The organism is Sphingopyxis sp., from assembly GCF_050725655.1.
In the GTDB taxonomy this organism is placed as follows: Bacteria; Pseudomonadota; Alphaproteobacteria; order Sphingomonadales; family Sphingomonadaceae; genus Sphingopyxis.
On the sequence record NZ_JBOHHT010000096.1, the window covers coordinates 1 to 17,417 of the forward strand.

Here is a 17,417-nt window from a genome sequence, read left to right on the forward strand (position 1 = left end):
CCCGTACAGAAGGCAGGTCTTCCGCCTGCTTCCTCCTCGTCAATGTCTTCGTCCAATGGCAACGGCGCGCCGGTGTCTGCCGCCGCCCCGGCTGGCCCGACGTCGGTCGGTGGCGGCGGCAGCGGCAGCATCTCGACCCGCGGCCCCGCGATCATCACGCGCTACGAAGGCGCGAACGCGATCATCGTTGCCGCCAATAGCGAAGTGCAGCGCATGCTCGGCGAACTCATCCGCCAGCTCGACAGCCGCCGTCAACAGGTGCTCGTCGAGGCGATCGTCGTCGAGATTGGCGACGATGCTGCGAAACGCCTTGGCGTCCAATTCTTGCTCGGCGGCAAAAATATCCCGTTCGTCGCGACCAGCTACAGCAATGCGCAGCCGAATATCCTGACGCTGGGCGGCGCCTATGCGGCGACCAAGCTGACGCAGGACAAGACGACGGTCGACGGCGAAACCGTCGTCACCCAGACCACCAGCTCGCTCGGCAACAGCTTGCAGGAAGCGGCGGCGGCGTCGCTGCTCGCGGCGACCGGCGGTTTCGCGGGTTTCGCGGGCGACATTGGCAAGAACACGATCTTCGGCGCGATCATCAACGCGGTGAAGTCGGACACGACGTCGAACCTGCTCGCGACGCCGCATATCGTCACGCTCGACAATCAGGCGGCGAAATTCCTCGTCGGGCAGGATGTTCCGATCACCACCGGGGAACAGCTGGGCGACAATTTCGAAAACGCCTTTCGTACCGTCCAGCGCGAAGAGGTCGGGATCAAGCTGGAAGTGACGCCGCAGGTCAATGGCGCTGGCGAAGTGAAGATGTTCTTGCGTCAGGAGGTGTCGAGCGTTGCCGGCCCGGTCTCGTCGCGCAATAGCGACCTCATCCTCAACAAACGCTCGTTCGAAACCGTGCTGACCGTCGACGATGGCGAGATCCTCGCGATCGGCGGACTGCTCAACGACGACGAGCGCAAGACGATCGAGCGCATCCCACTGCTCAGCGACATCCCTCTGCTCGGCGAATTGTTCAAATCGCGCAGCCGCACGCGGTCGAAAACCAATTTGATGGTCTTCATTCGTCCGACGATTCTTCGCAATCGCGAGGATAATGCCGCGCTTACCGCGCGCCGCTACGGCTATATCCGCGACTTCCAGCTCCAGCGGAACCCCGATGTGGAACCCGCGATCGATACGCTGGTGCGCGACTATCTGGGTGCGGTGCCGCCGGTGCCGACCGCGCCGACCGCCGCCGACATCACCGTCGGCCCGGTCAATCTGCCCGAATTGCGCGGCCCTGACGGCCGTGTCACGACGACCGACGTTCCGCCATCCATTTCGCAGGCGCCTGCACCGCCAACCGGAGACTATCCGTGACCGACATCGAACCGGCGGCGCCTCCCCCGGCGCCGGTAGATATTCCCTACGGCTTTGCCCGCACGCACGGTGTTGTCATCGCGCAGGGCGAGGGCGGCGCGTGGCTCGCGACGCTACGCGAGGGCGCCGACCCTGCGGTGCTGATCGAGGTGAAGCGCTATCTCGCGCAGCCACTGCGGGTTGCGACCGCGAGCGTCGCCGATTTCGACCGGCTGCTCTCCGACCATTATGCCGTCGACAGCTCGGCGGCCGCGATGGCGGGGTCGCTCGACGGCAGCGATATCGACTTCAGCCTGCCGAGCGCCGAGGATCTGCTCGACAGCGCCGACGACGCCCCCGCAATCCGCCTGATCAACGCGATCATCGCCGAAGCGGTGCGCCAGGGCGTCAGCGACATCCATATCGAACCTTATGAAAGCGGGCTCGTCGTGCGCATGCGCACCGATGGCGTGCTGCGCGAGCATCTGCGCATGCCGCCGCACGTCGCGCCCGTCGTCGTCAGCCGCATCAAGGTGATGGCGCGCCTCGACATCGCCGAACGCCGCGTGCCGCAGGACGGCCGCATCGGGCTGACGCTCGCGGGCAAGGCGGTCGACGTGCGTGTCTCGACGCTCCCCAGCCGGGCGGGCGAACGCGTCGTGATGCGTATCCTCGACAAGGATGCGGCGGGGATCGACTTCGACGTTCTCGGCCTGACGGGCGCCGCCGACCAGATTTTGCGCGAGGCGCTCGCCGAACCCAATGGTATCATCCTCGTCACCGGTCCGACGGGTTCGGGCAAGACGACGACGCTCTATGCGGCGCTCAAGCAGCTCAATGACGGCCAACGCAACATCCTGACCGTCGAGGATCCGGTCGAATATGCTGTCGACGGCGTCGGCCAGACGCAGGTCAACAGCAAGGTCGGGCTCGATTTCGCCGCGGGCCTGCGCGCGATCCTGCGCCAGGATCCCGACGTCGTGATGGTCGGCGAAATCCGCGACCGCGAAACCGCCGATATCGCGGTGCAGGCGTCGCTGACGGGCCATCTCGTGCTCTCGACCGTGCACACCAACGATGCGGTCGGCGCGATCACGCGCCTGAAAGATTTGAAGGTCGAGCCCTTCCTGCTCGCCTCGACGCTACGTGCGGTGATCGCGCAGCGGCTGGTCCGCAAGCTCTGCGATCATTGCCGCGAGCCGGTGCAGGCCGACAACAGCATCGCCGCGATACTCGGGCTCGACATCGGCACCGTGATCTGGCGCCCGAAGGGTTGCGACCAGTGCGGTGGCAGCGGCTACAAGGGCCGTATCGGGGTGTTCGAGGCAATCAAGGTCGACGAGACGGTACGCCGCTATATCTATAACGGCGGCGACGAAGCGATGATCACGCGTCACGCCTTCCTGAAATCGCCGACGCTCGCTTCGGCGGCGCGGGCGATGGTCGCGAAGGGGCTGACCACGGCCGAGGAGGCGATCCGGATCGCGCGGCGCGAGGAAATCGATGCCTGATTATCGCTATGTGGCGATCGATCCGCAGGGCCGCGAGCGCAAGGGGCGGCTGACCGCCGCCAACGACGATGCGGCGCGCGCCGACCTGATGCGGCGGAAATTCCATATCGTCGCGGTCGAAGCGGCGGGCGCGAAGCCCGCGGGCCGCTCGCTGCTCGCTTTCCGCAAGAATAAATTGGGCAGCAAGGAACTCGCGCTCTTCACCCGCCAGCTCGCAACGCTCGCCGAGGTCGCACCGCTCGAAGAGGCGCTGCGCACGCTCACCCGTCAGAGCGAAGCCGAAAGCGCGCGCAATGTCATCGGCGACGTCCACGCGGGCCTGCTCGAGGGTCGCCGTCTCGCCGACGCGATGGGGCGTCAGCCGGGCAGCTTCCCGCCGCTTTACCGCGCGATGGTCGCGGCGGGCGAAACGACGGGCAGCCTGACCACCATCCTCGCCCGTCTCGCCGACCTGCTCGAACGGCAGGCCGAGGTGCGCGGCAAGCTGATTGCCGCGCTTGCCTATCCGATCGTGCTCGCGGTCGTCGCGATCGGCGTGGTCGCGGCGCTGATGATCTTCGTCGTCCCGCGCGTCGTCGAACAATTCACCGATGTCGGCCAGCAACTGCCGTTCCTGACCCGCGCGGTAATTGCGATCTCCAGCTTCGCTGCAAATTGGTGGTGGCTGATCGCGCTGCTGATCGCCGCGGCGAGCTTCGGCTGGGTCAACGCGATGCGCCGCCCGGCGTTCAAGGCCCGCGTCGACGCGCGGCTGCTTCGCCTGCCGCTTTTCGGCCGCCTGCTCCGCGATCTCTATGCCGCGCGCTTTGCCCGCACCTTGTCGACGATGGTGTCGAGCCGCCTGCCGCTCGTCGACGGCCTGCGCCTGACCCTCCCGACGATCCGCAATGCCGCACTCGCCGGCGCGACCGCGACGATCGTCGACCAGGTGCGCGCCGGCGGTAGTCTTTCGGCCGCACTCCGCGATGCCGGTGTCTTCCCACCCTTGCTCGTCTATATGACCGCAAGCGGTGAAAGCGCGGGGCGGCTCGAGCAGATGCTGGAGCGCGCCGCCGATTATCTCGAGCGCGAATTCGACCGGTTTACGGCCGCGTCGATGGCACTTCTCGAACCTGTCATAATTGTCGTCATGGGGTCATGCGTTGCCCTTATCATCCTCGCCATTCTGCTTCCGATCCTTCAGTTGCAGAACCTTGCAGGTCTATAATAAATGTCCCTGATGCAGCTTTTCATTCGCCTGATGCTCGACCCCGGCCGGCCGCCCGTCCACCGGCGCCGCAAGACGGACGAGCGCGGCTTCACGCTGACCGAATTGATGGTCGTGATCTTCATCATCGGGCTGCTCGCCACGGTGGTGATGATCAACGTCCTGCCCAGCCAGGACCGCGCGATGGTGACCAAGGCCAGGGCCGATATCGCAACGCTCGAAAATGCGCTCGAGCAGTACCGGCTCGACAATCTGACCTATCCTGCATCGACCGACGGGCTGAACGCGCTGACCGTCGCGCCGCCCGCGCTTGCGCAGCCCGAACGCTATCGCCGCGGCGGCTATATCAAGAAGCTGCCCGCCGATCCGTGGGGCCGCCCCTATAATTATCAGGCGCCCGGGCCGAACGGAAAGGCGTTCGACGTCTGGTCGCTCGGTGCCGACGGCGCCCCCGGCGGGACCGACGACAATGCGGATATTCGCAGCGACGGCTGACGCGCGGACGCGCCGGGCGCCAAACGGCTTCACGCTCGTCGAACTGATGGTCGTGCTCGCGATCATGGCGCTCGCCGCGACCGCCGTTGTGCTGACCATCCCCGGCGAGGAACAGACCGTGCGCAGCGAGGCCGACCGGCTCGCCGCGCGGCTCGCCGCTGCGCGCGATGTCGCAGTGATCGAGGGGCGTAGTGTTTCGGTCAATTTCGCGGCGTCGGGCTATGGTTTCGAACGGCGGATTTCGGGCGAATGGCAACCGCTGCCCGGCCGCGCCTTCGCACAGCGCAACTGGCCCGGCGATGTGCGCTTTGTGGCGGGCGATGGGCAGGGCGCGGCGCGCATCTTGTTCGACCGTGTCGGCATCAGCCCGACGCCGCAGGCGGTCGTATTGACCGGCGGAGATGCGCGCGAGATCGTGCGTGTCTCGGCGACCGGGGAGGTCAGCCGTGGGCCGTGATCGCACCAAAGGCCGTGAACGCGGGTTCACGCTGCTCGAAATGCTGGTGGCCTTGAGCGTCATCAGCATCGCGGCGCTCGCGCTCATCCGCCTCGATGCCTATGCGGTGCGCACCGCGGGCGATCTCGACGAAAGCACGATGGCGGGCATTGTCGCGCAGAACCGCGCGGTCGAATTGTGGACCGATCCGGCGCCGCCGACGATCGGCAATAGTGCCGTCGGCGTCTCCAACGCGGGCCGCAATTGGCGCATCGAGCAGCGCGTCGCAAAGACCGCCGACGACGCCTTGTTGCGCATCGATTTGCTCGTTCGCCCCGAAAGCGGGCGCGGGCAAGCGGCGCTCACGATCATCCGGCCGTCGCGATGAAGGACGAACGCGGCTTCACCCTTGTCGAGATGCTCGTCGCACTCTCCATCTTCGCAGCGATCGCGGCGATGGGTGTCGGCTTGCTCCGCAGCAGTATCGATACCCAGGACGCGGTGCAGGAACGGCTGAAGGCGATGGGCGGGGTCAACCGTCTTCGCGCAGTAATGGCGAACGATCTGGCGCAGGCGGTCCAGCGTTCGACGCGCGGACCCGCGGGGGAAAGCGTGCCGGCGTTTGTCGGATCGGCGAACGGCTTTGCTTTCGTCCATGGCGGCGCTGGTTCACTCGATGGGAGCCCGCGGCCCGCCATCGAACGCGTCGCCTATGCGCGTGTCGGCAACGAATGGCGCCGCGCGACCCAGCCGATGCTCGACGGCACCGCGCTCGGCGAGGGCGATCGGCTGATCGCCGACGTCGCCAGCGTCGCGGTGCGATACCGCGACGAGCGGGGCAATTGGAGCGAAGTCTGGAGTTCGGAACCCGGCGACCGCCTGCCGCGTGCGGTCGAGGTGCGGTTGTCGCGCACCGGGCGCGAGGCGCTGACGATGTTGTTCCTGACCGCGCCGACCCTGCCGCCGCCGTCCGTCCAAGCGGTGCCGACACCGTGAAGCCCGGCGCGAAAGACGAACGCGGCGCGGCGCTGCTCACCGTGTTGCTGCTCGTCGCGGTGATGGCGGTGATCGCCGCGACCGCGCTCGACCGGCTGACGCTCGCGACGCGCATCGCGGGCAGCGCGGCGACCGTTGATCAGGGGCGTGCTTACGCCTTTGCCGCCGAACAGATTGCGCTGCGCCGCGTCGCTGATCTTGTGGGCCGCGATCCTGCGAAGCTGACGCTCGCCGGAAACTGGCTCGGGCGTGATTTCACGCTGCCGCTTCCCGGCGGTGAAGGCCGGGCGAAGCTGACCGACGCGAACAATTGCTTCAACCTCAACAGCCTCGTCGCCGAAACGGTGCCGGGGCGGTTCAGTCAGCGGTCGGGTTCGATGCGCCAGTTCGGCGAATTGATGACCTTGCTCGGGATCGATCCCGGGCAGGCACAGGCGATTGCCGGCGCGGCGGCCGACTGGATCGACAGCGACAGCAACGAAGGCCCGCTCGGCGCCGAAGACAATGCTTATCGGGGGATGCAGGGCGCCTATCTGCCCGCGAACCGCAAGATGGCCGATGTCAGCGAACTCCGCGCAGTGCGCGGCGTGACGCCGAAAATCTATGCACGCCTGAAACCTTGGATTTGCGTGCTCCCGGTGACCGATCCGGTCAAGCTCAACGTCAACACGCTCGCGCCCGAACAGGCGCCGCTGGTGGCGATGTTGCAGCCCGGCGAAATCACCGTTGCCAAAGCGCGGGCGGTGCTGGCGGCGCGCCCCGCAGGCGGCTATGGCAGCAGCGTGCGATTCTGGGAGGCGGGCCCGTTCGAAGGACGGAAACCGCCGACCGATGTTGCCGAACAGGCGGGCGTGAACAGCCGCTGGTTGGCGCTGACGACGAATGTGACGATGGGGGACGGTTTCTTGACCGCAGTTTCGCTGATCGATGCCAATGGCGGCGCACCCTCTGCGGGCATGACACCGCCGACGATCGTCCGCCGCGATTGGGGCGAGAGCGACTGATATGACGCGCACGCTGGTTCTCTGGCTGCCCCCCGTGGCGGCGCTTGGCGAAGGCGATGGCTCCGATGCCGCCTGGCTGCGCGTCGACGACGGCGTGATCGTCGATAGCGGGCAGGACGACGGCTGGGTCGGCGCGTGGGAAAATCCGCTCGACGATAGTCCCGACGACCGTCTGGTCGCGTTGGCGCCGGCGGTCGATGTTCCGCTGCGCTGGCTGCATTATCCCGATGCCGCGCCCGCGCAGGCCGCCGCCGCGGCGCGGATCGATGCGTTGAAGAACAGTCTGGGCGATGCAGCGTTGCTGCATATCGTCGCGGGCCAGCCCGCGGGCGAGGGCCAAGCGGTCCCGGTTGCGGTGACGACCCACGCAGCGATGACGGCGTGGACCGACTGGCTGAAGGCGCGCGATCTGACGCCGGCCGCGATTATCCCGGCCGCGGTGGCGGTGCCGCCGCCCGAACCCGATACGCTGTGGACAGCCGACGTCGGTGGCGAACGGATCGTCCGCACCGCCGACCGCGCCTATGTCTCCGATCCCGAACTCGATCCGCTGATCGCGGGCGGGCACGCCGCGCTGCCGCTCGATGCCGGCCGGATGCGCGAGGCGCTGCTGCTGACGCTCGCCGCGCCGCCGCTCGACCTGCTGAGCGGGGGGTGGAAACCCAAGCGCAGCTGGTCGGTCGATCCTGCGATGCTGCGGCTGGCGAAGCGCCTCGCCATCGCACTTGTCGCCGTGAGCCTGCTCATCCCTGTCATCTATGCGGTGCGCCTGTCGTCCGACACCGGCCGTGCCGACGAAGCGGTCGTCACGATGGCGAAGAAGGCGGGGGTGACGGCGCCCGATGCGACCGCGGCGGAAGCCGAACTCGATCGCCGCCTTGCCGCTGCGGGCGGCGGACCGCTCGCCTTCTCGGTTCCGGCATCGGCGCTTTACGATGCGATGGGCGATGCGCCCGGCGTGACGCTCAGGACGCTGTCGCATCGTACCGACGGGACGCTGACGACGACACTCGCGGCGCCGCGCGTCGAGGATATAAATCAGGTGCTGCTCGCACTGCAGGCGCGCGGCTATCGCATCACGGCGCAGCCGATGGCGGGTAGCGACGGCCAACAAATGGCCAATATCACAATCCGGGCGGTGCCATGACCGAGCGATTGCAAAATTGGTGGATCGCCCTGTCGCTGCGCGAGCGCTGGCTCGTCGGCGTCGCAGGCGTGCTGGCGCTCGGGATCATCCTGTGGGGGCTCGGCCGTCCGGCGGTAGCGGCATTTATCGATCTCGAAAGCCAGCATCGCGCCGCGATCGAGCGCGAAGGGCGCGTTGCCGCGAAAGTGCAATTGCTCGCGCAGCGTCCGGCCAAATCGGTTGCGGCGGCGGTCGATGCGGTCGCGATCGATCAATATCTTGCGCAATCGGCGGGCGAGATCGGGCTGACGCTCGACCGCAACGAAGCACGCGGCGAGGGGCAGGCGACCATCGCGATCGCCACCGCGCGCGCGACGGTGCTCACCGACTGGCTTGCGTCGCTCGAGGGGCAGGGCTTTGTCGTCGACCAGCTGACGATCACCCCCGCTGCCGACGGCACCGTCGGCCTGACCGCCGAGCTTCGGAAGGGCGGGCAATGAGCGTGCGCAGGCGTTGGGCGATTGCGGCGCTTCTGCTCGCGCTGATCCTCATCATCGCAACCTTCCCGATGCGGCTCGCGCTTGGCCTTTCGGGCGCGACCGATGCGGGCATCACCGCGCGTAACGTACGCGGGTCGGTCTGGTCGGGCGAGCTTGTCGATGCGCAGCTTGGCGTCTTGCCGCTGGGCACGGTGCGCGCCAGCCTGTCACCGCTCGCGCTGCTCGGTGCACGCACCGAACTGGCCTTTTCGCGTACCGACGAACGGCTTGGAGTGCTCGCGGGCCGCCTGCACGGTAGCAATCCGCGGGGCGTCTCCGACGTCAGCGGCACGACATCGATGTCGGGCGGGCTCGGCATGATCCCGGTCGACACGATCCGGTTCGAGGGCGCCACGATACGCTTCGATGACGCGGGAAAATGCGCCGCGGCAAGCGGGCGCATCCAGCTTGCGGTCTCCGCGCCCATCGCGGGGCTCGACCTCTCGCGCGGGCTGTCGGGACCGCTGACGTGCGCGAACGGGCGCGCGCAAGCGGCGCTCGCCAGCCAGTCGGGCATGGAGCGGCTGACCCTCTCCTTCGACGGCAGCGGCACGTACCGCGCGCAGTTCGCGATCAATGTCGACCGCGATCCGGCGATGGCGGGCGCGCTCGCCGCGTTGGGGTTCAAGGCCGGACCCACCGGTTTCGTGCTGGCGACCTCGGGCCGCTTTTGACGTGACGATCCTCGATGCCTTGCCCTTCGGCACGGGCGTCGCCTTTGCCGCGCTGATCGGGCTCGTTCTCGGCAGCTTCATCGCGACGCTGGTGCTGCGCTGGCCCGCGGGGCGCTCGGTGCTGGGGCGCTCGCAATGCGACGGCTGCGGGCGGCCGCTTGGCGCCTTAGACCTCGTCCCCTTGCTATCGACCCTCGCATCGCGCGGGCGTTGCCGGACATGCCATGCGGCGATCGATCCGTTTCACTGGCGCGTCGAGCTGGGATCGGCGTTGATCGGCGCCGCAGCGCTTGCTTTCATGCCCGGTACGACGGGCTGGATCTGGGCCTTATTCGGCTGGCTGCTCCTGCCACTCGCACTGCTTGATGCGCGCCATTTCTGGTTGCCCGACCGCCTCAACCTGCTGCTCGGGATCGTCGGCCTTTTGATAGCCGGACCGATGCTGGAAACATCGCTGATCGACCGCTGGGTTGGTGCGGTCGTCTGCGGTCTGACGCTCGCCGCCATCGCCGAATTTTACCGACGCGTGCGGCTGAAAGACGCGATGGGCGGCGGCGATCCCAAGCTGGTCGCGGCGATCGGCGCATGGCTCGGGTGGCAGGCTTTGCCGCTGATGCTGCTGATAGCCAGCCTCGGCGGGATCATCTGGGCGCTCATCGCAGAGCGAAAAGGGGACCAGCCGCTCGGTGAGCGACGGGTCCCCTTCGGTGTGTTCGCCTGCACCGCCGCTTTTGCCGCGGTGCCGCTTTGGCCGCTGCTGATTCAGTTTCAGCTGCGCTGAAACTGGCGCGGCGCCGGCCCTCCCCGCCGTCAGTCGGAGAAAATTACCTTCCGATAACGACGGTCACCGCGCGACGGTTCTTGGCATAGGCTTCTTCGGTCGAACCGATTTCAGCCGGACGTTCCTTGCCATAGCTGATGACCTGGATGCGCGACGGGTCGACGCCGAGCGACGCGAGATAGTTTTTCGCGGCATTCGCGCGGCGCTCGCCCAGCGCGATATTATAATCGCGGGTGCCGCGTTCGTCGGCATGGCCTTCGAGCGTGACGCGGACAGCGGAGTTACGCTGCAACCACTGCGACTGGCTCTGCAACGTCGCCTGATCCTGTGCGTCGACATTATACTGGTCATAGTCGAAGAAAACGCGGTCGCCCATGGCGCCAACGCTGGCGAGGAAGTCTTCCTGCGATCCGGGAACCACGCCGGTTCCGGTGCCGGCGCCCGTATCGGTGCCAGTACCTTCGGGCGCGGGGGGAAGCGTGTCGGGGGCCTTTTTCGCGCAGGCACCAACAGCAAGCATGGTGATCGCCGCAATCATTGCGGTGCTTTTGCGTATCGTCATGTCTCTGTCCTCTTGTTGTTGAAAATCATTCGTGCGGCCGAATTGGCCCGTTCAGGACGCGATAGTTGAACCCGATCGCGCCCCTTTGGTTCCGGTTTCCTCAGGGAAGTACCGGACCCCAGCTGGGGTCCGACCCGTCTTGCGGGGTCGGCAGACGGCGCATGTTCACGCCGGTCAGGTCGACTTGCCACAGGCTCGACTTGCCTTCGCGTCCGGGCGTGGTGCGGAAGAACTGGATGACGCGGCCGTTCGGCGACCAGGTCGGCGCCTCGTCCTGCCAGCTGTTGGTCAGCGTTCGTGCGTTGCCGCCCGACGGCGTCATCACCCCGATGCGGAACTCGCCGCCGCCCATGCGGGTGAAGGCGATCAGGTCGCCGCGCGGCGACCACTCGGGGGTTGCGGCGCGCCCGCCGCCAAAGCTGATCCGCTGTTGGTTCGACCCGTCGATGTTCATCGTATAGACCTGCTGACCGCCCGACCGGTCGCTCTCGAACACGATCTTCCTGCCGTCGGGCGAGAAGCTGCCCCCGACATCGATGCCCGGGGTGCTCGTCAGCCGCACCGGCGTGCCGCCGTTGGCGGAGATGCGATAGATGTCGGTGTTGCCGTTCACCGCCATCGAATAAAGGATCTGGGTGCCGTCGGGCGACCAGCGCGGCGCAAAGGTCGCGTTGCTGCTTTCGGTCACCAGCTTCTGCGAGCCCGCGGCAATGTCGTAGATGAAGACGCGGACGCGGTTATTGAGATAGCTGACGTAGACGATCTTCTTGTAATCGGGCGAGAACCGCGGGCTGATGGCGAGCGCCTGGCCGTTGGTGATGAAACGGTGGTTGCCGCCGTCGCTGTCCATGATCGCGAGCCGCTTGATACGGTTCCCCTTGGGGCCACTCTCGGCGATATAGGCGACCCGGCTGTCGAAGAAGGGCGCTTCGCCCGACAGGCGCGAATAGATGGCGTCGGCGCATTTGTGCGCGGCGCGGCGCCAGTCGCCGGGCTGGATTTCGAAGCCCTTGCGGACCAGCTCGCTGCCCAGCGCGGTGTCGTAAAGATAGCAGCCGACGACAAGGCCGCCGGTGCCGCTCGCATCGACAAAGCCATGGACGACATTTTCGGCGTTGCGCGCCTGCCATTCGGCAAAGCGCGGTGCCTGCACCTCGGCGCGGCTGATCGCGGGAATGCCGCTGGGGCCCATCGGATCATAAAGGCCACTGCGTTCGAGGTCGGCGGCGATGACTTCCGCAATCTGGCGGCCGAGGCTGTCGGTGCGCAGACCGGCGACGGATTGCGCCGACGCGGTGGCCAGCGCCGGGATCGCGATCACGGTGCGTTCATTCGACAATTCGCCTTCGACGGTCTCGCTTAGGCGTGGTCCGGCCGGAGCCGCGGGCTCGGCAGTTTGCGCCAAAGCCGGACTCGCTACTTGTATGACGAGACCGAGGCTTAGAATGAGAAATTTCTTGGACATCATTACCTCTTGAAGAAGGTTAGGTCGGATTCCTGCCAAAAGCTGTAGCTTTCATCCGAAAGATCAAGGAACGGCGACGCGAGTTCGATAGCTCGCTTTGCGCATTCCTGATGGCGGGCAACTTGAGGTTTGTTGCTGTCATTTTGGCCCGTCGTCGTGACACTCGTGAAACCGGCCAATTTTCCAGCACGCGTAAGCTTGAATTCGATTTTGGTGACAAGCTCGTTCACATCGACACCGCTTACGGCGCACTTGTTCCAATAGGGTCTGACTTTGGCGTTGATCGACGCTCTAATCGCGCTTTGAGTTTGAGGCCCGACCACCGCCGCGGGCGCGCCCTTGTTCTGGTTCGACTTGGTCAACTCACGACCGATTCTGTCGAGATCACCCGAGGATTGCCCGGCACTCCGAGGCGGAGCCTTTTTGGTAGGCGGCTTCTTCTGTACTTTCTTGGGAGGAGCTTCTTTGCTCGCAGGCGGTTTTTTGGTAGGCGCCGGCTTTGGCCGCTCGACTTGCCTGGGAGTCGGGGCGGGCGTCGGTCGCACGACCGGTTCGGGCAGCGGCGGGGCTGGCACTGGCTCGGGCGCCGCGATGTCGCTCTCATCCTCTTCGCCGAGCCGGGGAGCGGGCGGCGTGTCGGTGATCACCGGCGCGGTCGATGTCGGCGCCGTTTCTGCGATCAGGTCGACTTCCATCGGGGGGTTGTCGAAGCGGCGGTCGCCTGCGGTCCACTGGACCGAGAGCAGGCCGATGATGACGACATGCGCCGCCACCGCGATGGCGATGCCGCGTCCTTCATTCCCCCTCACTGCCCGTGTTTCGGCCATCGTCTCAACCTAGGGCCGTGTTTCTGAACCGTCGGTGACCGTGGCGGGCTCGCTGTCGGCGGCGCCCTCCGATCCCGTGGTTACCAGCGAAATGCGCGTCAGCCCGGCGCGGTTGAGTTCGCCCATGACGCGCATCACGCGGCCATAGTCGAGCCCCTTGTCGGCGCGCAGCATGATCTGGCGTGGCTTGTCCTGACCGTCATTCTCGCGTGCGATTGCGTCGAGCCGCGCCGGAAGTTCGGTCTCGGGCACCACATCCTCGCCGATATAGAGCGTGTCGTCGGCGTTGATCGACAGCTGCACGGGCTCCCGGTCCTCGGTCTCGACCGGTTTCGCCCGGCTTTCGGGCAGGTCGATCGGTACGGCGGAGGCGAGCAGGGGCGCGGTGATCATGAAGATGATCAGCAGCACGAGCATCACGTCGACGAGCGGGGTGACGTTGATTTCGGCCATCGGCGCGCGGCGATGGCCACGTCCACGCCGTCCGCCGATGCCGCCCGAGGGACCGCTCATCGCCATCAGGCTTCGACCTCGAGTTCGCGGCTGAACGTCGCATGCAGCCCGTCGGCGAAGCGGCCAAGCCGCGATTCGAGCCGGTTCAGGCGCTGCGAAAAGGCGTTGTACGCGATGACCGCGGGGATCGCGGCGAACAGGCCGATTGCGGTCGCGAACAGCGCCTCGGCGATCCCCGGCGCGACGACGGCGAGGCTGCTGTTGTTTTCCGCCGCAATCGCGGTGAAGCTGCGCATGATGCCCCACACGGTTCCGAACAGGCCGACGAAGGGCGCGACCGAACCGATGGTGGCCAGCGTCCCGATTTTTTCGGCGAGCCGGTCGACTTCGCCCGCGACCGCCGAATTCATCGCGATGCCCAGGCGTTCGCGCGTGCCGTCGCGGTCGACATTCTTGCTTTTGGTCGAACGGCGCCATTCGCTGATCCCGGCGCCCAATACCTTGGCGCTCGGCAATTCCTCGCTGCCATTTTTGTCGAAGAATTTATCGATGCTGTCGGCGCGCCAGAAATCGCGCTCGAAGCGTTCCGACGCGCTCATCAATTTGTTGACGCTGCGCCCATGGGTGAAAATCACCGCCCAGACATAGATGGACGCGGCGAGCAGCCCGATCATCACCGCCTTCACGATTATATCGGCCTGCAAGAACAATGCGACGGGGGACAAAGTCGCCGCGTCGGCGGCCAGCGAGATATTGTCTAGCAAGGGAAAGTCTCTCCATTCATGATGGCGGTAAATCGGTCGGCCCAGCCCGCGGGCTGGCGGCGCGGCCGGCCTTCGGGCGACAGGAAGGCGGCAGTCACTTGCCCGTCGGTCAATGTCTCGCCGCTTAACGTGTCAGTTCCGCGAAGGATGCGCTGCGAAATAATCACGCTCGCGCCGCGCACCGCCTCGACCGTGCTCACGACGAGCAGATCGTCGTCGAGCCGGGCGGGACTTCGGTATTTGATCGCAAGGTCGGTGACCGCCCAGCTGCCTTCGCCCGCTTCCATCGCTGCGCGCTGGTCGATGCCCGCGAGGCGCAGCATATCCGATCGGGCGCGTTCCATAAAACGCAGGTAATTGGCGTGATAGACGATGCCCGACAGGTCGGTGTCCTCAAAATAGACGCGCGCCCGGAAATGATGTTCGGCCCCGACGAAGGCGCCGGGGGTGAAGGGGGGCGGGGCGTTTACCATTATCCCAACCGATAGCGGGCCTTCGACTCGTCGCAAACCCCTAACCAACGGTTTGTCGCAGATCGGGGCCGGTTGGTGGAATGAAATCCGCGGAAATCCGCCTATTTTCCCTGATCGAAAAGTCCGTCCTGCGATCCTGTGGGCGGATTGAGCCCGAGATGCTTCCACGCGCTCGCGTTGAGCATGCGTCCGCGCGCGGTGCGCGCGATCAGACCGACCTGGAGCAGATAGGGCTCGATCACATCCTCGATCGTGTCGCGCGGTTCGGACAATCCGGCCGCCATGGTCTCGACCCCGACCGGCCCGCCGCGATAGATGTCTGCGATCATCGTCAGGTATCGCCGGTCCATCGCGTCGAGCCCGAGCGCATCGACTTCGAGCCGGTTGAGCGCGGCATCGGCCGCCTTCGCATCGACGATCTTATGCCCCGCGACGGTCGCGAAATCGCGCACCCGGCGCAGCAGCCGCCCGGCGATGCGCGGGGTGCCCCGAGCCCGCTTCGCGATTTCCAGCGCGCCGTCGGGGGCGATGGGCAGGCTGAGCAGCCTCGCAGCGCGGGTGATGACCTGCTCGAGCTCGCCATGCGTGTAGAAATGGAGCCGCACCGGGATGCCGAACCGGTCGCGCAGCGGCGTCGTGAGCAAGCCTTGTCTGGTGGTGGCGCCGACCAGCGTGAACTTCGGTAGGTCGATCCGAACGCTGCGCGCCGACGGGCCTTCGCCGATCATGATGTCGAGCGCGCGGTCCTCCATCGCGGGATAGAGGATTTCCTCGACCGCGGGCGACAGGCGGTGGATTTCGTCGATGAACAGCACGTCGCCATCCTCGAGATTGGTGAGCAACGCCGCAAGGTCGCCCGCCTTGGCAATCACCGGGCCGCTGGTCGAGCGGAAACCAACACCGAGCTCGCGCGCGACGATCTGCGCCAGCGTCGTCTTGCCGAGCCCCGGCGGGCCATAAAAGAGCACATGGTCGAGCGCGTCGGATCGCGACTTCGCCGCCTCGATGAATATCCGCAGATTCTCGCGCGCCGCCGCCTGTCCGACGAACTCGGCGAGCGTCTTCGGCCGCAATGCGGCGTCGGCATCCTCGGGCGTGCGGATCGGGGTGGTGAGGGCCGGCTCAGTCATAATGCTCTATTGCATCGCCGGTAATCGAAACCCAAGGCTCTTGCCGTTCCTCATAGACCGAATAATCGAGCACAAAGCCATGCCCGGGTTCGAAATTACCGAGCGGCACCGCATAGGCGTCATGATAGGGGCGTGCCCTGTACCAGACACCCGAACCACAGGTGCCGCAGAAGAAAAAGTCGGCGGTGTTGCCGCTTTCGCCAGTGTATTGCCACATCTTCGCTTCACCCTCGGTGCGGACTTGTTCGGCCGGGAAACGAACCTGCGCGGCAAAGGCGCTGCCGCTCCGCGCCTTGCACTCGCGGCAATGGCAGACCGACACGCGGATCGGCTCCCCGGCGCAGGCGATGCGGACTTGGCCGCAGCGGCAAGATGCGTGGCGGACGAGGTCGGTCACTTGCCCGCCTTCTTGAGCGCCACCCGCACCAGCGCGTCGAGGCTGGCATCCGCGCCCAGTTCCTCGTTAGCAGCCGCGACCGCGGCGCTGGCCTCGCCGGGTTTGAAGCCGAGACCGGTGAGGGCTGAGACGGCGTCGCCGAGCGGGCCGGATGTAGCGGACAGGGCTGAACTCGAACCAGCGATGCCGCCGAGCGCCCCCGCCTTGTCCTTCAGCTCATGCGTAATTCGCTGTGCGAGCTTCGGCCCGACGCCATTGGCGCGCGCGATCATCGCGCTGTCGCCGCTGGCGAGCGCGCGTTGTAGGTCGCCGATCTCGAGCGCCGAGAGGATGGCGAGCGCGACCTTCGCGCCGACGCCCTGGACGCTGGTGAGCAGGCGGAACCAGTCGCGTTCCTCGGCCTTGGCAAAGCCGAGCAGGCGCAGGAAATCCTCGCCGACCAGCATCTCGGTGTGGATGGTGACGTCGCCGCCGACCGGGCCCAATGCGTCGAGCGTGCGCGCCGATGCCTCGACCAGATAACCGACGCCGCCAACGTCGATCACCGCATGGCCTGCGTCGCTCGAATCCAGCCGTCCTGTCAGTTTCGCGATCATGCCCGTGCCTAACGCGGGGAGAACGAAAAGGGAATCAATTTCCCTTCCTCGTCATGCCGGACTTGATCCGGCATCCATGGCAACACCCATTACATGGACCCCGGATCAAGGCAGGGGTGACGAAATTTAGCGGCGCGGGCGATGGTTCGCATGGCAGATCGCGACCGCCAGCGCATCCGCCGCATCGGCGCCCGCGACCTTGGCGCCGGGGAGCAGCACGCGCAGCATCGCCTGCACCTGTTCCTTCGCCGCGCCGCCGGTGCCGACGATCGCCTTCTTGACGAGACGCGGTGCATATTCGGCGACCGTCAGCCCACCGCGCGCGCAGCCGAGCAGGACGACGCCGCGCGCGTGCGCGAGCTTCAGTGTCGATTGCGGGTTGTCGTTGACGAAGATTTCCTCGACCGCAGCACAAGCGGGCGAGTGATCGGCGATTACCGCCGCGAGCACGGTATCGAGATACGCGAGCCGGTCGGGTAGGGGCGCCTTGGCGTCGGTCTTCACCTGCCCGTTGGCAATATGGCTGATCCGGCTGCCCTCGACGCGGATGACGCCCCAGCCGGTACAGCTGAGCGAAGGGTCGAGGCCGAGTATGATCATCTGTCGGTTCCTCCCTGTGCCGCAGGCATGGGGA

Annotated in this window: 21 protein-coding genes and 1 pseudogene; 12 read left to right on the forward strand and 10 right to left on the reverse strand. The window is 66.4% G+C overall.

The window, feature by feature from the left end; all coding sequences use genetic code 11:
• The 12 genes and pseudogenes from ACREBX_RS14615 to ACREBX_RS14670 all read left to right on the forward strand — a co-directional run.
• Positions 1–1,368 (forward strand): annotated as a pseudogene (locus ACREBX_RS14615) (type II secretion system secretin GspD); the annotation flags it as partial.
• Positions 1,365–2,858: a GspE/PulE family protein gene (locus ACREBX_RS14620; protein WP_431562474.1), complete on the forward strand. Its 1,494-nt coding sequence runs from the start codon at positions 1,365–1,367 to the stop codon at positions 2,856–2,858. The pseudogene ACREBX_RS14615 and the gene ACREBX_RS14620, both read left to right, overlap by 4 nt.
• Positions 2,851–4,065 carry a type II secretion system inner membrane protein GspF gene (gene gspF, locus ACREBX_RS14625; RefSeq protein ID WP_431562475.1) on the forward strand — a complete coding sequence of 405 codons (1,215 nt, stop codon included), beginning with the start codon at positions 2,851–2,853 and terminating at the stop codon, positions 4,063–4,065. The genes ACREBX_RS14620 and gspF overlap by 8 nt, the downstream gene beginning before the upstream one ends.
• A 12-nt stretch (positions 4,066–4,077) precedes the next feature.
• Entirely contained in the window at positions 4,078–4,560 is a 483-nt protein-coding gene (gene gspG, locus ACREBX_RS14630; RefSeq protein WP_431562476.1) for a type II secretion system major pseudopilin GspG, read from the forward strand.
• A complete protein-coding gene (locus ACREBX_RS14635) occupies positions 4,535–5,017 on the forward strand; it encodes a GspH/FimT family pseudopilin (protein ID WP_431562477.1) in 483 nt (160 codons plus the stop codon). The genes gspG and ACREBX_RS14635 overlap by 26 nt, the downstream gene beginning before the upstream one ends.
• Positions 5,007–5,384, forward strand: a complete 378-nt coding sequence (gspI, locus tag ACREBX_RS14640) for a type II secretion system minor pseudopilin GspI (protein WP_431562478.1) — start codon at positions 5,007–5,009, stop codon at positions 5,382–5,384. Before ACREBX_RS14635 ends, gspI begins: the two co-directional genes overlap by 11 nt.
• The gene (gene gspJ / locus ACREBX_RS14645; protein ID WP_431562479.1) at positions 5,381–5,992 is read left to right on the forward strand and encodes a type II secretion system minor pseudopilin GspJ; all 612 of its coding nucleotides are present in this window, start codon (positions 5,381–5,383) and stop codon (positions 5,990–5,992) included. The genes gspI and gspJ overlap by 4 nt, the downstream gene beginning before the upstream one ends.
• Positions 5,989–6,996 (forward strand): type II secretion system minor pseudopilin GspK, encoded by a 1,008-nt coding sequence (gspK, locus tag ACREBX_RS14650; protein WP_431562480.1) that lies wholly within the window; start codon positions 5,989–5,991, stop codon positions 6,994–6,996. Before gspJ ends, gspK begins: the two co-directional genes overlap by 4 nt.
• A gap of 1 nt (position 6,997) precedes the next feature.
• Positions 6,998–8,143: a type II secretion system protein GspL gene (gene gspL / locus ACREBX_RS14655; RefSeq protein ID WP_431562481.1), complete on the forward strand. Its 1,146-nt coding sequence runs from the start codon at positions 6,998–7,000 to the stop codon at positions 8,141–8,143.
• Positions 8,140–8,622 carry a type II secretion system protein GspM gene (gspM, locus tag ACREBX_RS14660; RefSeq protein WP_431562482.1) on the forward strand — a complete coding sequence of 161 codons (483 nt, stop codon included), beginning with the start codon at positions 8,140–8,142 and terminating at the stop codon, positions 8,620–8,622. The genes gspL and gspM overlap by 4 nt, the downstream gene beginning before the upstream one ends.
• Entirely contained in the window at positions 8,619–9,335 is a 717-nt protein-coding gene (gene gspN / locus ACREBX_RS14665) for a type II secretion system protein N (protein WP_431562483.1), read from the forward strand. Before gspM ends, gspN begins: the two co-directional genes overlap by 4 nt.
• Position 9,336: 1 nt before the next feature.
• Positions 9,337–10,116, forward strand: coding sequence for a prepilin peptidase (locus tag ACREBX_RS14670; RefSeq protein ID WP_431562484.1), 780 nt, complete (start codon positions 9,337–9,339; stop codon positions 10,114–10,116).
• Between the two features lie 43 nt (positions 10,117–10,159).
• Here ACREBX_RS14670 and pal read toward each other — a convergent pair whose 3' ends face one another.
• The 10 genes from pal to ruvC all read right to left on the reverse strand — a co-directional run bounded on the left by pal (position 10,160) and on the right by ruvC (position 17,383).
• A complete protein-coding gene (gene pal, locus ACREBX_RS14675; RefSeq protein WP_431562485.1) occupies positions 10,160–10,678 on the reverse strand; it encodes a peptidoglycan-associated lipoprotein Pal in 519 nt (172 codons plus the stop codon).
• 100 nt (positions 10,679–10,778) lie between these two features.
• The gene (gene tolB, locus ACREBX_RS14680) at positions 10,779–12,143 is read right to left on the reverse strand and encodes a Tol-Pal system beta propeller repeat protein TolB (protein WP_431562486.1); all 1,365 of its coding nucleotides are present in this window, start codon (positions 12,141–12,143) and stop codon (positions 10,779–10,781) included.
• 2 nt (positions 12,144–12,145) lie between these two features.
• Complete coding sequence (locus ACREBX_RS14685) at positions 12,146–12,970, reverse strand: hypothetical protein (RefSeq protein WP_431562487.1); 825 nt, start codon at positions 12,968–12,970, stop codon at positions 12,146–12,148.
• A gap of 9 nt (positions 12,971–12,979) precedes the next feature.
• Positions 12,980–13,489 carry a protein TolR gene (gene tolR, locus ACREBX_RS14690; protein WP_431562488.1) on the reverse strand — a complete coding sequence of 170 codons (510 nt, stop codon included), beginning with the start codon at positions 13,487–13,489 and terminating at the stop codon, positions 12,980–12,982.
• Positions 13,489–14,187, reverse strand: coding sequence for a protein TolQ (gene tolQ / locus ACREBX_RS14695; RefSeq protein ID WP_431562489.1), 699 nt, complete (start codon positions 14,185–14,187; stop codon positions 13,489–13,491). Before tolQ ends, tolR begins: the two co-directional genes overlap by 1 nt.
• Positions 14,181–14,660, reverse strand: coding sequence for a YbgC/FadM family acyl-CoA thioesterase (locus tag ACREBX_RS14700; RefSeq protein ID WP_431562490.1), 480 nt, complete (start codon positions 14,658–14,660; stop codon positions 14,181–14,183). The genes tolQ and ACREBX_RS14700 overlap by 7 nt, the downstream gene beginning before the upstream one ends.
• Before the next feature lie 101 nt (positions 14,661–14,761).
• The gene (gene ruvB / locus ACREBX_RS14705) at positions 14,762–15,790 is read right to left on the reverse strand and encodes a Holliday junction branch migration DNA helicase RuvB (RefSeq protein ID WP_431562491.1); all 1,029 of its coding nucleotides are present in this window, start codon (positions 15,788–15,790) and stop codon (positions 14,762–14,764) included.
• On the reverse strand, positions 15,783–16,187 hold the full coding sequence (locus tag ACREBX_RS14710; protein ID WP_431562492.1) for a GFA family protein: 405 nt from the start codon (positions 16,185–16,187) through the stop codon (positions 15,783–15,785). The genes ruvB and ACREBX_RS14710 overlap by 8 nt, the downstream gene beginning before the upstream one ends.
• Positions 16,184–16,783 carry a Holliday junction branch migration protein RuvA gene (gene ruvA / locus ACREBX_RS14715; protein ID WP_431562493.1) on the reverse strand — a complete coding sequence of 200 codons (600 nt, stop codon included), beginning with the start codon at positions 16,781–16,783 and terminating at the stop codon, positions 16,184–16,186. Before ruvA ends, ACREBX_RS14710 begins: the two co-directional genes overlap by 4 nt.
• 126 nt (positions 16,784–16,909) lie before the next feature.
• A complete protein-coding gene (gene ruvC, locus ACREBX_RS14720) occupies positions 16,910–17,383 on the reverse strand; it encodes a crossover junction endodeoxyribonuclease RuvC (RefSeq protein WP_431562494.1) in 474 nt (157 codons plus the stop codon).
• Between the last annotated feature and the right edge of the window lie 34 nt (positions 17,384–17,417).

Coding starts and splice junctions, on each gene's coding strand:
- gspF (WP_431562475.1), top strand. CDS start 2,851: ATGCCTGATTATCGCTATGTGGCGATCGATCCGCAGGGCCGCGAGCGC.
- gspG (WP_431562476.1), top strand. CDS start 4,078: ATGCAGCTTTTCATTCGCCTGATGCTCGACCCCGGCCGGCCGCCCGTC.
- ACREBX_RS14635 (WP_431562477.1), top strand. CDS start 4,535: ATGCGGATATTCGCAGCGACGGCTGACGCGCGGACGCGCCGGGCGCCA.
- gspJ (WP_431562479.1), top strand. CDS start 5,381: ATGAAGGACGAACGCGGCTTCACCCTTGTCGAGATGCTCGTCGCACTC.
- gspL (WP_431562481.1), top strand. CDS start 6,998: ATGACGCGCACGCTGGTTCTCTGGCTGCCCCCCGTGGCGGCGCTTGGC.
- gspM (WP_431562482.1), top strand. CDS start 8,140: ATGACCGAGCGATTGCAAAATTGGTGGATCGCCCTGTCGCTGCGCGAG.
- gspN (WP_431562483.1), top strand. CDS start 8,619: ATGAGCGTGCGCAGGCGTTGGGCGATTGCGGCGCTTCTGCTCGCGCTG.
- pal (WP_431562485.1), bottom strand. CDS start 10,678: ATGACGATACGCAAAAGCACCGCAATGATTGCGGCGATCACCATGCTT.
- tolB (WP_431562486.1), bottom strand. CDS start 12,143: ATGTCCAAGAAATTTCTCATTCTAAGCCTCGGTCTCGTCATACAAGTA.
- ACREBX_RS14685 (WP_431562487.1), bottom strand. CDS start 12,970: ATGGCCGAAACACGGGCAGTGAGGGGGAATGAAGGACGCGGCATCGCC.
- tolR (WP_431562488.1), bottom strand. CDS start 13,489: ATGGCGATGAGCGGTCCCTCGGGCGGCATCGGCGGACGGCGTGGACGT.
- ACREBX_RS14700 (WP_431562490.1), bottom strand. CDS start 14,660: ATGGTAAACGCCCCGCCCCCCTTCACCCCCGGCGCCTTCGTCGGGGCC.
- ruvB (WP_431562491.1), bottom strand. CDS start 15,790: ATGACTGAGCCGGCCCTCACCACCCCGATCCGCACGCCCGAGGATGCC.
- ruvA (WP_431562493.1), bottom strand. CDS start 16,783: ATGATCGCGAAACTGACAGGACGGCTGGATTCGAGCGACGCAGGCCAT.
- ruvC (WP_431562494.1), bottom strand. CDS start 17,383: ATGATCATACTCGGCCTCGACCCTTCGCTCAGCTGTACCGGCTGGGGC.